The following is a 13,733-nucleotide window of genomic DNA, read 5'->3' as shown; positions in this document are numbered from 1 at the left end:
CCCGGCCTCCGGCGGACTCGTCCGGAGTGTCAGTGGCGTGACATAGGGTTTTCGGTGTGGAGCCCGATCTGTTCACCGCCGCCGCAGAAGAACGCCAGGAGAAGGACCCTACGGCCAGCCCCCTGGCCGTACGCATGCGTCCACGCACCCTCGACGAGGTCGTGGGCCAGCAACACCTGCTGAAGCCCGGCTCACCCCTGCGCAGACTGGTCGGCGAGTCCGGCGGCGGCCCGGCCGGCCCCTCCTCGGTGATCCTCTGGGGTCCGCCCGGCACGGGCAAGACGACCCTGGCGTACGTCGTCTCCAAGGCCACCAACAAGCGTTTCGTGGAGCTCTCCGCGATCACCGCCGGGGTCAAGGAGGTCCGCGCGGTCATCGAGGGCGCCCGCCGCGCCACCGGCGGCTTCGGCAAGGAGACCGTCCTCTTCCTCGACGAGATCCACCGTTTCAGCAAGGCCCAGCAGGACTCCCTGCTCCCGGCCGTCGAGAACCGCTGGGTCACCCTGATCGCGGCGACCACGGAGAACCCGTACTTCTCGGTGATCTCCCCCCTGCTCTCCCGCTCCCTGCTCCTCACCCTGGAGCCGCTCACCGACGACGACCTGCGCGGACTCCTCAAGAGGGCACTGACCGACGAGCGCGGCCTCAAGAGTGCCGTCACCCTCCCCGAGGATTCCGAGGCCCACCTCCTGCGGATCGCCGGCGGCGACGCCCGCCGCGCCCTGACCGCCCTGGAGGCCGCCGCCGGCGCCGCACTCGACAAGGGGGAGGAGGAGATCGGGCTCCAGACCCTCGAGGAGACCGTCGACCGCGCCGCCGTCAAGTACGACCGCGACGGCGACCAGCACTACGACGTGGCCAGCGCGCTCATCAAGTCCATCCGAGGCTCCGACGTCGACGCCGCGCTGCACTATCTGGCCCGGATGATCGAGGCCGGTGAGGATCCCCGGTTCATCGCCCGCCGGCTGATGATCTCCGCCAGCGAGGACATCGGCCTCGCCGATCCGAACGTGCTGCCGATAGCCGTCGCGGCCGCCCAGGCCGTCGCCATGATCGGCTTCCCCGAGGCAGCGCTCACCCTCAGCCATGCCACGATCGCCCTCGCCCTCGCCCCGAAGTCGAACTCCGCGACGACGGCGGTCCAGGCCGCCCTGGAGGACGTACGCAAGGGGCTGGCCGGGCCCGTGCCGCCGCATCTGCGGGACGGGCACTACAAGGGCGCGGCCAAGCTCGGGCACGCCCAGGGGTATGTGTACCCGCACGACCTGCCCGAGGGGATCGCCGCCCAGCAGTACGCGCCGGACGCGATCAACGGGCGGGAGTACTACACCCCGACCAGGCACGGGGCCGAGGCCCGGTACGCCGACGCGGTGGAGTGGACGAGGAAGCACCTCGGTCGGAAGCAGTCCTGAACCCCCTGTAGACTCCTCCCCAGTGCTGCGTCCCGTGTCCGGCTCCGGTCGGCGCCTCAGGCGGGACATCCAGCCGGATCTTCTGATCCAGGAGCGTCGCGCACCGTCGTAGGTGTCGCGGGCCGCCCACCACCACTCGGAATTCCGGGACCGGTCGGTGGGCCGTTCGTGTGCTGCACGTATGTGCCCAGAACTAGGGGAACGGCTGCCCGACAAGTCCCTCGTGGACGAGACGGGAATCCCCGGCTGCGGATGCGACCTCCCGTAACCCTGAGGCAGCCGATAAGGAAAAGGAAAAGAAGTGGCGAACCAGTCCCGCCCCAAGGTCAAGAAGTCGCGTGCCCTCGGCATCGCGCTGACCCCGAAGGCCGTCAAGTACTTCGAGGCCCGCCCCTACCCGCCGGGCGAGCACGGCCGCGGCCGCAAGCAGAACTCGGACTACAAGGTCCGTCTGCTCGAGAAGCAGCGTCTGCGCGCGCAGTACGACGTGTCCGAGCGCCAGCTCGTCCGCGCCTACGAGCGTGCCTCCAAGGTTCAGGGCAAGACCGGTGAGGCCCTGATCATCGAGCTCGAGCGCCGTCTCGACGCGCTGGTCCTGCGTTCGGGCATCGCCCGCACGATCTACCAGGCCCGCCAGATGGTCGTCCACGGCCACATCGAGGTCAACGGCCACAAGGTCGACAAGCCGTCCTTCCGCGTCAAGCCGGACGACGTCGTCATGGTCCGTGAGCGCAGCCGTCAGAAGCCGCTGTTCGAGGTCGCCCGCGAGGGTGGCTTCGCCGCGGACGGTGAGACCCCGCGCTACCTGCAGGTGAACCTCAAGGCCCTGGCGTTCCGCCTGGACCGCGAGCCGAACCGCAAGGAAGTTCCGGTCATCTGCGACGAGCAGCTGGTCGTCGAGTACTACGCCCGTTGATCCGTCCTCGACGGACGTAGCACAGCCGGACGCAGTACGCACGCACCGAGCGTCAGCCCGTCGTCTCCCCGCCTTCCGAGGCGGGCGGGGCGGCGGGCTCTCGCCTTACTGCGGCAGGTATCGCGGTCCGCATTAATGCGGTACTGAGCGATCGCCACGGCGCGATAGGCTCGGGACACGACTTTTCGACGTTCAGGCATGTTCCAGGGAGCGGGTGCACACAGTGTCCGGTGGAGAGGTGGCCGGGATCCTGGTGGCCGTCTTCTGGGCGATCCTGGTCTCCTTCCTCGCCGTCGCGCTGGCGAGGCTGGCCCAGACGCTCAAGGCGACCACCAAGCTCGTCGCGGACGTGACCGACCAGGCCGTCCCCCTCCTCGCCGACGCGTCCACCGCCGTCCGCTCCGCGCAGACCCAGATCGAGCGGGTCGACGCCATCGCGTCCGACGTCCAGGAGGTCACGTCGAACGCCTCGGCGCTCTCCACGACCGTCGCGTCCACCTTCGGCGGCCCCCTCGTCAAGGTCGCGGCCTTCGGCTACGGCGTACGCCGGGCCATGGGCGGCCGCCGGGAGGGCGAACCCGCCGAGGAGCGGCGCCGTACCGTGATCGTGGGGCGCACCGTTCCGGGCACGCGCCGGAGCAGGCGGAGCACCCGTGGAAAGAAGGACTGACCGAGCGATGTTCCGCCGTACGTTCTGGTTCACCACAGGTGTCGCCGCCGGAGTGTGGGCCACCACCAAGGTCAACCGCAAGCTCAAGCAGCTCACCCCCGAGCACCTCGCCACCCAGGCCGCCCACAAGGCGGTCGAGGCGGGCCACAAGCTCAAGGACCGGGCGGTCGGATTCGCCCTCGACGTCCGCGACAACATGGCTCAGCGGGAGGCCGAACTGGGTGAGGCCCTCGGCATCGAGGCCAATCCCGACCAGTACCCGCAACTCCCGGCCGCGAGGCGCGTCGTCGCCATCGAGAACAGCAACACCCCGAAGTACAGCAGGAATCCGAGGTACGTCGACAACTCGTCGTACCCGTACAACCGGAATGAGGACCACTGATGGAGTCGGCTGAAATCCGCCGCCGCTGGTTGAGCTTCTTCGAGGAGCGCGGTCACACCGTCGTCCCTTCGGCGTCGCTCATCGCGGACGACCCGACTCTGCTCCTGGTCAACGCGGGCATGGTCCCCTTCAAGCCGTACTTCCTCGGTGAGGTCAAGCCCTCCTTCGCCCGCGCCACCAGCGTGCAGAAGTGCGTCCGCACGCCGGACATCGAAGAGGTCGGCAAGACCACCCGGCACGGCACGTTCTTCCAGATGTGCGGCAACTTCTCCTTCGGCGACTACTTCAAGGAAGGCGCCATCAAGCACGCCTGGGAGCTGCTCACCAGCCCCCAGGACAAGGGTGGTTACGGCCTGGAGCCGGAGAAGCTCTGGATCACCGTCTACAAGGACGACGACGAGGCCGAGCGCATCTGGCACGAGCAGATCGGCGTGCCCAAGGAGCGCATCCAGCGCCTCGGCATGAAGGACAACTACTGGTCCATGGGCGTTCCCGGCCCGTGCGGCCCGTGTTCCGAGATCAACTACGACCGCGGTCCGGAGTTCGGCGTCGAGGGCGGCCCCGCCGTCAACGACGAGCGGTACGTGGAGATCTGGAACCTGGTCTTCATGCAGTACGAGCGCGGCGAGGGCACCTCCAAGGAGGACTTCGAGATCCTCGGCGAGCTGCCCAGCAAGAACATCGACACGGGCCTCGGTATGGAGCGCCTCGCCATGATTCTGCAGGGCGTGCAGAACATGTACGAGATCGACACCTCCATGGCCGTCATCGACAAGGCCACCGAACTCACCGGTGTCCGCTACGGCGACGCCCACGAGTCCGATGTCTCCCTGCGCGTGGTCACCGACCACATCCGCACCGCCGTGATGCTCATCGGCGACGGCGTCACCCCCGGCAACGAGGGCCGTGGCTACGTCCTGCGCCGCATCATGCGCCGTGCCATCCGCAACATGCGGCTGCTCGGTGCCACCGGCCCGGTCGTCCAGGACCTCATCGACGTCGTCATCGGCATGATGGGCCAGCAGTACCCCGAGCTGATCACCGACCGCGAGCGCATCGAGAAGGTCGCCCTCGCCGAGGAGAACGCCTTCCTCAAGACGTTGAAGGCCGGCACGAACATCCTCGACACCGCCGTGACGGAGACCAAGGCCTCCGGCGGCCAGGTCCTCGCCGGTGACAAGGCCTTCCTGCTCCACGACACCTGGGGCTTCCCGATCGACCTCACCCTGGAGATGGCCGCCGAGCAGGGCCTCTCCGTGGACGAGGACGGCTTCCGCCGCCTGATGAAGGAGCAGCGGGACCGCGCCAAGGCCGACGCCCGCGCCAAGAAGACCGGCCACGCCGACCTCGGTGCCTACCGTGAGATCGCCGACGCCGCCGGGGAGACCGAGTTCATCGGCTACTCGGACACCGAGGGCGAGTCGACGGTCGTCGGCATCCTCGTCGACGGTCTGTCGTCGCCCGCCGCCACCGAGGGCGACGAGGTCGAGATCGTCCTCGACCGCACCCCGTTCTACGCCGAGGGCGGCGGTCAGATCGGTGACACCGGCCGGATCAAGGTCGACTCCGGTGCCGTCATCGAGATCCGCGACTGCCAGAAGCCGGTCCCGGGTGTGTACGTCCACAAGGGCGTCGTCCAGGTCGGCGAGGTGACCGTCGGCGCCAAGGCCCAGGCCTCGATCGACGGCCGTCGCCGTACGGCCATCGCCCGCGCCCACTCGGCCACGCACCTCACCCACCAGGCCCTGCGCGACGCCCTCGGCCCGACGGCCGCCCAGGCCGGTTCCGAGAACCAGCCCGGCCGCTTCCGCTTCGACTTCGGTTCCCCGTCCGCCGTTCCGACGGCCGTGATGACCGACGTCGAGCAGAAGATCAACGAGGTGCTCGCCCGTGACCTGGACGTGCACGCGGAGATCCTGAGCCTCGACGAGGCCAAGAAGCAGGGCGCCATCGCCGAGTTCGGCGAGAAGTACGGCGAGCGCGTCCGCGTCGTCACCATCGGTGACTTCTCCAAGGAGCTGTGCGGCGGCACGCACGTCCACAACACCTCTCAGCTCGGCCTGGTCAAGCTGCTCGGGGAGTCGTCCATCGGCTCCGGTGTGCGCCGTATCGAGGCCCTGGTCGGCGTCGACGCCTACAACTTCCTCGCCCGTGAGCACACGGTCGTCGCTCAGCTCCAGGAGCTGATCAAGGGCCGTCCGGAGGAGCTTCCGGAGAAGGTCTCGGCCATGCTCGGCAAGTTGAAGGACGCCGAGAAGGAGATCGAGAAGTTCCGCGCCGAGAAGGTGCTGCAGGCCGCCGCCGGTCTCGCCGAGTCCGCCAAGGACGTCTCCGGCGTTGCCGTGGTGACCGGTCAGGTCCCGGACGGCACCACCGCCGACGACCTCCGCAAGCTGGTGCTCGACGTGCGTGGACGCATCCAGGGTGGCCGGGCCGTCGTGGTAGCCCTCTTCACCGCCGTGAACGGTAAGCCGCTGACGGTCATCGCCACCAACGAGGCTGCCCGCGAGCGCGGTCTGAAGGCCGGCGACCTGGTCCGTACGGCCGCCAAGACCCTCGGCGGGGGCGGTGGCGGCAAGCCGGACGTCGCCCAGGGCGGTGGCCAGAACCCGGCCGCCATCGGCGAGGCCGTGGACGCGGTCGAGCGCCTGGTCGCCGAGACGGCCAAGTGAGCACGACGCCTCACGCGAGCGAAGACGACGGCCCGGCCATGCGCCGTGGCCGTCGGCTCGCGATCGACGTCGGGGACGCCCGCATCGGGGTCGCCTCCTGCGACCCCGACGGGATCCTCGCGACCCCGGTCGAGACTGTTCCCGGACGCGATGTCCCCGCGGCTCAGCGGCGATTGAGACAACTGGTCGACGAATACGTACCTATAGAGGTCATCGTCGGACTTCCGCGTTCCCTCAAGGGCGGCGAAGGTCCGGCCGCTGTCAAGGTCCGGGGATTCGCTCAGGAGTTGGCCCGTATGATCGCGCCCGTTCCGGTCAGACTCGTCGACGAGAGGATGACCACAGTGACGGCCGGCCAAGGGCTGCGTGCCTCAGGGGTGAAATCCAAAAAGGGCAGGTCGGTCATTGACCAGGTGGCAGCCGTGATCATCCTGCAACAGGCCCTGGAATCCGAACGGGTGTCAGGTAAAGCTCCGGGCGAGGGCGTCGAAGTGGTCATCTGATCGCGATACGGTAACGTTCCGCGCGATGCGGTGGCCTTCGAACAGCCACCGCACAAAAAGAGGCGGGGACGAAAGCTGAGCCACAGGCCCCGCGTGACCGCCGCCTCGCGGCTCTAGGGGATCGATGACTGAGTATGGCCGGGGCCCAGGCTCCGAACCGTGGCATCCGGACGACCCGTTGTACGGGGACGGCGGATGGGACGGGCAGCAGGCCCAGGGGGGCCAGCAGTCCGCCTACGGCGGCCAGCCGCAGCAGCACTACCCCGAGCAGCAGCAGTACCAGCAGCCTTACGGTCACGACAACGGCAACGGCGGCTGGGTCAACGGGCATCAGGACCCCTACGCCCAGCAGCAGTACCAGCAGGAGTACGGCGAGCCCGGTCAGCAGTACCCCGGCCAGAACCAGCACCAGCAGCAGTACGACCAGGTCAACGGCGGCTGGAACAACGGAACGCACCAGCACGCACAGGCCCCTTACGTCGCCGACCCGACCGACCCCTACGGGGGGCAGCAGCAGCCGATGGCCTACGGCGGTGGCCAACAGGACTTCTACGGCACGCCCGACGCGTATCCACCGCCGGAGCCGCCCTCGCGTCGTGGCGCGGAACCCACGCCCGCACCCGCAGCCGCACCCGAACCCGAGCCGCAGCCGGTCGCCGAGCGGACGGACTGGGATCCCGGGCCGGACCAGGGAGAACACGCCTTCTTCGCGGGTGGCGGCGATGACGACGATGACGACGAGGCCGAGGAACGCGCGGGCCGGGGTGACCGGAAGGGCCGCGGCGGCAAGTCCGGAAAGACGGGCAAGGGCGGCAAGAAGCGCCGCAGTGGGTGTGCCTGCCTGGTGGTCGTCATGGTCTTCGGCGGCGGCCTCGCCGGCGTCAGCTATTTCGGTTACCAGTTCTACCAGAGCCGTTTCGCCGAGACTCCCGACTATTCGGGGAACGGTACGAACGAGACCGTTACGATCACGGTCGCCAAGGGCGAATTCGGGTCGGTGATCGGCCAGAAGCTGAAGGCGGCCGGAGTCGTCAAGAGTGTGGACGCCTTCACGATCGCACTGGCGCAGAATCCCGAGAAGCCGCAGATTCAGGCGGGCGTCTATCTCCTCAAGAAGGAGATGTCCGCTGAAAGCGCTATCGCCCTGATGCTCGACCCGAAGAGTCAGAACAGCTTCACTGTCTCCGAAGGTAGGCGGAACAACGAGGTCTACGCCGCGATCGACAAGGAGTTGGGCCTGAAGAAGGGCACGACCGAGGATGTCGCCGAGAAGAAGTGGGAGACCCTCGGCCTGCCCGACTGGGCGAACGACAACGACGACATCAAGGATCCGCTGGAAGGATTCCTCTACCCGTCCACCTATCCGATCGCCAAGGACATGAAGCCCGAGGCCGTCCTGAAGGAAATGGTCGCCCTCGCCAAGGCGAAGTACGAGCAATTGGACCTGGCGGGCAAGGCCAAGGGGCTGAAGCTGGAAAATCCGCTTCAGGTACTCACTGTCGCGAGCCTCGTGCAGGCCGAGGGAAACAACAAGAAGGACTACAGGAAGATCGCGCGGGTCGTCTACAACCGGCTTGAGCCCAACAATGCGGAGACGGCTGGTCTGCTCGACTTCGACTCGACGGTCAACTACCTGCGTGGTGAATCCAAGTTGGCCACCGGCTCGGTCGACTCGCTGCGGCAGATCGATGACCCGTACAACACGTACAAGGTGTATGGATTGCCGCCGGGGCCGATCGGTAATCCCGGCGGCGAGGCGATCGAGGGAGCTCTCAAGCCGGCCAAGGGTGACTGGTACTACTTCGTGTCGATCAGCAAGGACGAGACGCTCTTCGCGGTCACCAACGCGGAGCACAACCGGAACCGCGAAAAGTACCAGGAAGCGCAGAACGGATAGATGAGCCGCACCGCCACCAAGCGCCGGGCCGCCGTGCTCGGTTCGCCGATCGCCCACTCGCTCTCCCCGGTGCTGCACCGGGCCGCGTACGCCGAACTCGGCCTCACCGACTGGACGTACGACCGTTTCGAGGTCGACGAGGCGGCGCTGCCCGGGTTCGTCGACAAGCTCGGACCGGAATGGGCGGGGCTGTCGCTGACCATGCCGCTGAAGCGCGCGGTCATCCCGCTGCTGGACGAGATCAGTGAGACGGCGGCCTCCGTCGAGACGGTCAACACCCTGGTGTTCACCGAGGACGGGCGGCGGGTCGGCGACAACACCGACATCCCCGGGATGGTGGCCGCCCTGCGGGAGCGGGGGATCGAGCAGGTGGAGTCCGCCGCGATCCTCGGTGCGGGCGCCACCGCCTCCTCCGCGCTGGCCGCGCTCGCCCGGATCTGCACCGGTGAGGTCGTGGCGTACGTGCGGAGCGAGGCCCGCGCCGCGGAGATGCGGCAGTGGGGCGAGCGGCTGGGCGTCGAGGTGCGTACGGAGGACTGGGCGGACGCCGAGCGAGGGCTGAGCGCTCCGCTGGTCATCGCCACGACACCGGCCGGGGCGACGGACGCGCTGTCCGGTGCGGTGCCGGAGCGGCCGACGACGCTGTTCGATGTGCTGTACGACCCGTGGCCGACGGCTCTGGCCGCGCGCTGGTCGGCGTACGGGGGTGCCGTCGTCAGTGGGCTCGATCTGCTGGTGCACCAGGCCGTGTTGCAGGTCGAGCAGATGACCGGGTGCAAGACGGCGCCGGTGTCGGCGATGCGGACGGCGGGGGAGCGGGCGCTGGCCGACCGGGGATAGTGCTCGGTTGTCCTCCCGCTCAGCTTCGCGCGAGCGGGAGGTGCCCGAGTCGCCCCGTCGGCAGGACCGCCCGTAGCCAGGGAAGGGCTGAGGGCGAGGCCCCCGTGTGGTGATGCTGTGAAGCCCTTGTACCAGGGGGTAACCAGCGGGGATCATCTCCGGGCGGCCCGGCGACGCAGGCGGGGCGTTGAACGGAGCCCCCTATGTCACGTCACTCCCGGCGCCGGTTTCTCACCTATCTGGTGGCCGCGCCCACTCTCGCCGTCGCGACCAAGATAGGTCTGGACGTCTATGACCCGGGCAGCGCGGAGGCGGCGATTCCCACGTTGCCGGCGCCGGCGGATCTGGTGGACCTCGGTGATCTGCTGATTCTGGCCGGGGCGCCGACGGCGAACATGCTGGTGCTGAGTGTCGACGAGGAGGGCGTCGCCCATTTCCGGCTGCCGAGGGAAGAGGTCGGGCAGGGGCTCACCACGGCGGTGGCGATGCTGGTCGCCGAGGAGTTGGACACCCCGCTCGACCGCGTGCGCGTGGAACTGGACGATGCCCGGCCCGAGTTGCTCTTCAACCAGCTCACCGGCAGCTCCAACTCCATCCGTTCCCTCTACGACCCGGTGCGGCACACGGCGGCTGCCGCGCGGGCGCGCATGGTTCGCGCCGCCGCCAGGCAATGGGGGCTCGACGCAAGTGAGTTGACGGTCCGTCAAGGCGTGGTGGTCGCGCCGGACGGGCGTACCGCCTCCTACGGATCGCTGTCGGCGGCCGCCGCCTCCCTCGATCTCGGCTCCCTCGTCGTCACGACGAAGAAGGAGTCGGAGCACACCCTCGTCGGCACCCCCACCTCGCGCATCGACGCCCGTGCCCTGGTCACCGGCAAGCAGGTCTACACGCTCGACCTCGACGTGCCCGGGGCCAAGCCGTGCATGGTGCGCCGGCCGCCGACGATCAACGGCACGGTGAAGGCGGTGAACAACGAGCCCGCCGTGCGGGCCATGCCCGGCGTGCTCGACGTGGTCACCATCGACAGTGGCGTCGCGGTGGTCGCGGAAACGTTCGGGCAGGCGCTCGACGGCAAGGAGGCGCTGGACGTCACCTGGGGCCCGGGGAGCGTCGACGCGCTGTCGGACGACGGCATCAGGGCCCGGCTCAAGACGGCGACGCCCTCGCTGGACGTGCTCGGGCTGCTGGTGAAGAAGGTGGAGGGGGAGTTCGACTTCGCCTTCGCCAGTCACGCGCCGCTGGAGACCAACTCGGCCGTCGCGGATGTGCGGGAGGACCGGGCCGAGATCTGGTCCGGGCTGAAGTCGCCGATCGTCGCCCAGGCCGCCATCGCGAAAGCCGTCGGACTGCCGGTGTCCGAGGTGAAGGTCCATGTCGTGCAGTCGGGCGGGTCCTTCGGGCGGCGGCTGTTCTACGACGCGGCGCTGGAGGCCGCCGTCGTGTCGAAGAAGAGCGGGCGGCCCGTACGGCTGATGTGGTCGCGGATCGACGACATGCGGCACGGGCGGATGCGGCCCGCCACTCACCACCGGGTCCGGGCCACGTACGCGGCGGGACAGGTGCTCACCTTCCAGCACCAGGTGGCCGCGGTGGAGACCGACTTCCGGCACGGCCTCGGCGACGCGGTCACCGCCGCCGCGGCGAGCCTGCCGTCCGGCGTCGGGAACGCGACCTTCGCGCAGACCCTGTTCCTGACCACGGTGAAGTCCCCGTACAACTTCGGCGTCACCACGCAGACGCTCACCGAGGTGCCGATCAGGATGCACACCGGGTCGTGGCGTTCGGTGTACTCGGCCAACACGCGAGGCGCCGAGGAGATCATCGTCGACGAGTTGGCGGCGAAGCTCGGCAAGGACCCGGTCGACTTCCGGCGGGAGTTCCTCAAGACGGCGCGGCACAGGGCCGTGCTCGCCAAGGTCGCGGAGGCGGGCGACTGGGGACGGAGCCTGCCCGACGGGTGGGCACAGGGCGTCGGATTCCACGACGAGTACAAGGCCTGCACGGCCTGCCTGGTCGAGATCGACGCCACCGATCCGAAGAAGCCCCGGGTGACCAAGGCGGTCATCGCCGCCGACGTGGGCCGGGTGATCAACCCGCGCGGACTGGAGGCCCAGCTGCTCGGCGGCCTCACGGACGCCATCTCCACCACCCTGCGCGCCGGGCTCCACATCGACGAGGGGCTGCCGCTGGAAGGCAGCTACTCGCAGTTCCACTACGCCCGCCAGAAGGATTCCCCGAAGGACGTCGAGATCTTCGTCATCGAGGGCGCCGACGAACCCGGCGGCGCGGGCGAACTCGGCGTGCCGGCGGCCGTCGGCGCCGTCGCCAACGCCTATGCGCGGGCCACCGGCACCAAGCCGCGCCGCTTCCCCGTCAACTTCGACGTGGACTTCACGCCCTTCCCCCGCTGAGCCCGCGGGCGTTCCCAGCCAGCCAGCCAGCCAGCCAGCCAGCCCGCCCGCCCGCCCAGTCAGCCAGTCAGCCGGCCCGCCCGGCCGATCCGTCACCCGCCGAGCCCCCTCATACGTTCCGCGCCGACCTGCGCCAGGCTCCAGGAGCACATCGATGCCCTCCCACACCTTCACCGTCAACGGCGAGACCGTCACCGTCGACGCCCCCGACGACCTGCCCCTGCTGTGGGCGCTGCGCGACCTGCTCGGTGTGCGCGGCCCCAAGTACGGCTGCGGCATCGACGTCTGCAAGGCCTGCACCAGCCACCTCGACGGTGAGGCCGTCAGGCCCTGCGTGGTCCCGGTCGCCGAGGCGGCCGGCCGCGAGGTCACCACCATCGAGGGGCTGGCCGACGGCGACCGGCTGCACCCCGTCCAGGAGGCCTGGCTGGAGCAGGATGTCGCCCAGTGCGGCTACTGCCAGCCCGGACAGATCATGGCCGCCGTCGCCCTGCTCAGGCGGACCAGCGATCCGACCGACGCCGACATCGACGAGATCGCGAACGTCTGCCGCTGCGGCACGTACTTCCGTATCCGCGAGGCGATCAAGAGCGCGGCGGCGAAGATGGGGTGACGTGGCCGGGCGCTCCGCGCAGGGCGGTCCGCCCGCCGGACGGCACCACGCACCGCGCACGGCCGTCCGTCTGCTGGACCTGTGAACCGGCTCCCGCCCCGGACGTGGGAGGATCGGAGATGGCGGGCCGGGGCCGCGCACCCGGTAGCCGTCGCCGTACGCGAGGACGCGCGTACCACCAGAGGCAGTACGCAGTACCGGGCGCGAGCACTGAGGAGCACCGTTGAGCAGGTTGCGCTGGCTGACCGCGGGGGAGTCCCACGGTCCCGCACTTGTCGCGACGCTGGAGGGCCTTCCCGCCGGCGTGCCGATCACCACGGAGATGGTGGCGGACCACCTGGCCCGGCGGCGCCTGGGCTATGGACGCGGTGCGCGGATGAAGTTCGAGCGCGACGAGGTCACGTTCCTCGGCGGCGTGCGGCACGGTCTGACCATGGGCTCCCCGGTGGCGATCATGGTGGGCAACACCGAGTGGCCGAAGTGGGAGCAGGTGATGTCGGCGGACCCGGTCGACCCGGAGATCCTCGCCGGCCTGGCCCGCAACGCCCCGCTGACCCGCCCCCGGCCCGGGCACGCCGACCTGGCGGGGATGCAGAAGTACGGCTTCGACGAGGCCCGGCCGGTCCTGGAGCGCGCCTCCGCCCGGGAGACCGCCGCCCGGGTCGCCCTCGGCGCCGTCGCCCGGTCGTACCTGAAGGAGACGGCCGGGATCGAGATCGTCAGCCACGTGGTCGAGCTGGCCTCCGCGAAGGCCCCCCAGGGCGTGTACCCGACCCCGGCCGACGTGGAGAAGCTGGACGCGGACCCGGTGCGCTGCCTGAACGCCGACGCGTCGAAGGCGATGGTCGCCGAGATCGACCAGGCCCACAAGGACGGCGACACCCTCGGCGGGATCGTCGAGATCCTGGCGTACGGCGTGCCCGTGGGCCTCGGCTCGCACGTCCACTGGGACCGCAAGCTGGACGCCCGCCTCGCGGGCGCCCTGATGGGCATCCAGGCGATCAAGGGCGTCGAGATCGGTGACGGCTTCGAGCTGGCGCGTGTGCCCGGCTCCAAGGCGCATGACGAGATCGTGAACACGCCCGAGGGCATCCGCCGGGTCTCCGGCCGCTCCGGTGGTACCGAGGGCGGTCTGACCACGGGCGAGCTGCTGCGGGTGCGGGCGGCGATGAAGCCGATCGCGACCGTGCCGCGCGCCCTGCAGACGGTCGACGTGACCACGGGCGAGGCCACGCAGGCCCACCACCAGCGCTCCGACGTCTCCGCGGTCCCGGCCGCCGGAATCGTCGCCGAGGCCATGGTCGCCCTCGTCCTGGCCGACGCGGTGGCGGAGAAGTTCGGCGGCGACAACGTCACCGAGACGGCCCGCAACGTCCGCTCCTACCTCGACCACCTCGCGATCCGGTGAGCCCGGTGC

The 13,733-nt window shown here is 69.5% G+C and carries 11 protein-coding genes; all 11 read left to right on the top strand.

Translation table 11 applies throughout. The features are described from left to right. Positions 1 to 56: 56 nt before the first annotated feature. The 11 genes from OG272_RS08585 to aroC all read left to right on the top strand — a co-directional run bounded on the left by OG272_RS08585 (position 57) and on the right by aroC (position 13,724). A complete protein-coding gene (locus OG272_RS08585; RefSeq protein WP_327730577.1) occupies positions 57 to 1,412 on the top strand; it encodes a replication-associated recombination protein A in 1,356 nt (451 codons plus the stop codon). Between the two features lie 301 nt (positions 1,413 to 1,713). Next, entirely contained in the window at positions 1,714 to 2,328 is a 615-nt protein-coding gene (rpsD, locus tag OG272_RS08580) for a 30S ribosomal protein S4 (RefSeq protein WP_005485453.1), read from the top strand. A gap of 223 nt (positions 2,329 to 2,551) precedes the next feature. Continuing rightward, on the top strand, positions 2,552 to 2,998 hold the full coding sequence (locus tag OG272_RS08575; RefSeq protein ID WP_326585906.1) for a DUF948 domain-containing protein: 447 nt from the start codon (positions 2,552 to 2,554) through the stop codon (positions 2,996 to 2,998). Between the two features lie 7 nt (positions 2,999 to 3,005). Beyond that, positions 3,006 to 3,380: a hypothetical protein gene (locus OG272_RS08570; RefSeq protein WP_327730578.1), complete on the top strand. Its 375-nt coding sequence runs from the start codon at positions 3,006 to 3,008 to the stop codon at positions 3,378 to 3,380. Further along, on the top strand, positions 3,380 to 6,052 hold the full coding sequence (gene alaS, locus OG272_RS08565; protein ID WP_326584107.1) for an alanine--tRNA ligase: 2,673 nt from the start codon (positions 3,380 to 3,382) through the stop codon (positions 6,050 to 6,052). The genes OG272_RS08570 and alaS overlap by 1 nt, the downstream gene beginning before the upstream one ends. 38 nt (positions 6,053 to 6,090) lie before the next feature. Next, positions 6,091 to 6,555, top strand: coding sequence for a Holliday junction resolvase RuvX (gene ruvX, locus OG272_RS08560; protein WP_326585907.1), 465 nt, complete (start codon positions 6,091 to 6,093; stop codon positions 6,553 to 6,555). Between the two features lie 124 nt (positions 6,556 to 6,679). Beyond that, on the top strand, positions 6,680 to 8,452 hold the full coding sequence (mltG, locus tag OG272_RS08555; RefSeq protein WP_328507602.1) for an endolytic transglycosylase MltG: 1,773 nt from the start codon (positions 6,680 to 6,682) through the stop codon (positions 8,450 to 8,452). Next, the gene (locus OG272_RS08550; RefSeq protein WP_327730581.1) at positions 8,453 to 9,292 is read left to right on the top strand and encodes a shikimate dehydrogenase; all 840 of its coding nucleotides are present in this window, start codon (positions 8,453 to 8,455) and stop codon (positions 9,290 to 9,292) included. A gap of 203 nt (positions 9,293 to 9,495) precedes the next feature. Further along, the gene (locus tag OG272_RS08545) at positions 9,496 to 11,703 is read left to right on the top strand and encodes a molybdopterin cofactor-binding domain-containing protein (protein WP_327730582.1); all 2,208 of its coding nucleotides are present in this window, start codon (positions 9,496 to 9,498) and stop codon (positions 11,701 to 11,703) included. Between the two features lie 154 nt (positions 11,704 to 11,857). After that, positions 11,858 to 12,316, top strand: a complete 459-nt coding sequence (locus tag OG272_RS08540) for a (2Fe-2S)-binding protein (protein ID WP_326584111.1) — start codon at positions 11,858 to 11,860, stop codon at positions 12,314 to 12,316. Between the two features lie 223 nt (positions 12,317 to 12,539). Further along, on the top strand, positions 12,540 to 13,724 hold the full coding sequence (gene aroC / locus OG272_RS08535) for a chorismate synthase (protein WP_327730583.1): 1,185 nt from the start codon (positions 12,540 to 12,542) through the stop codon (positions 13,722 to 13,724). Positions 13,725 to 13,733 lie beyond the last annotated feature (9 nt).

The organism is Streptomyces sp. NBC_00104 (assembly GCF_045160825.1).
Taxonomy (GTDB): domain Bacteria; phylum Actinomycetota; class Actinomycetes; order Streptomycetales; family Streptomycetaceae; genus Streptomyces.
Note: the sequence above shows the minus strand (reverse complement) of the source record. Positions and strands in the feature narration are given on the sequence as shown.

Excerpts from the sequence above, each read along its gene's own strand:
- OG272_RS08570 (WP_327730578.1), top strand. The coding sequence starts at position 3,006 with ATGTTCCGCCGTACGTTCTGGTTCACCACAGGTGTCGCCGCCGGAGTG.
- alaS (WP_326584107.1), top strand. The coding sequence starts at position 3,380 with ATGGAGTCGGCTGAAATCCGCCGCCGCTGGTTGAGCTTCTTCGAGGAG.
- ruvX (WP_326585907.1), top strand. The coding sequence starts at position 6,091 with ATGCGCCGTGGCCGTCGGCTCGCGATCGACGTCGGGGACGCCCGCATC.
- mltG (WP_328507602.1), top strand. The coding sequence starts at position 6,680 with ATGACTGAGTATGGCCGGGGCCCAGGCTCCGAACCGTGGCATCCGGAC.
- OG272_RS08550 (WP_327730581.1), top strand. The coding sequence starts at position 8,453 with ATGAGCCGCACCGCCACCAAGCGCCGGGCCGCCGTGCTCGGTTCGCCG.
- OG272_RS08545 (WP_327730582.1), top strand. The coding sequence starts at position 9,496 with ATGTCACGTCACTCCCGGCGCCGGTTTCTCACCTATCTGGTGGCCGCG.
- OG272_RS08540 (WP_326584111.1), top strand. The coding sequence starts at position 11,858 with ATGCCCTCCCACACCTTCACCGTCAACGGCGAGACCGTCACCGTCGAC.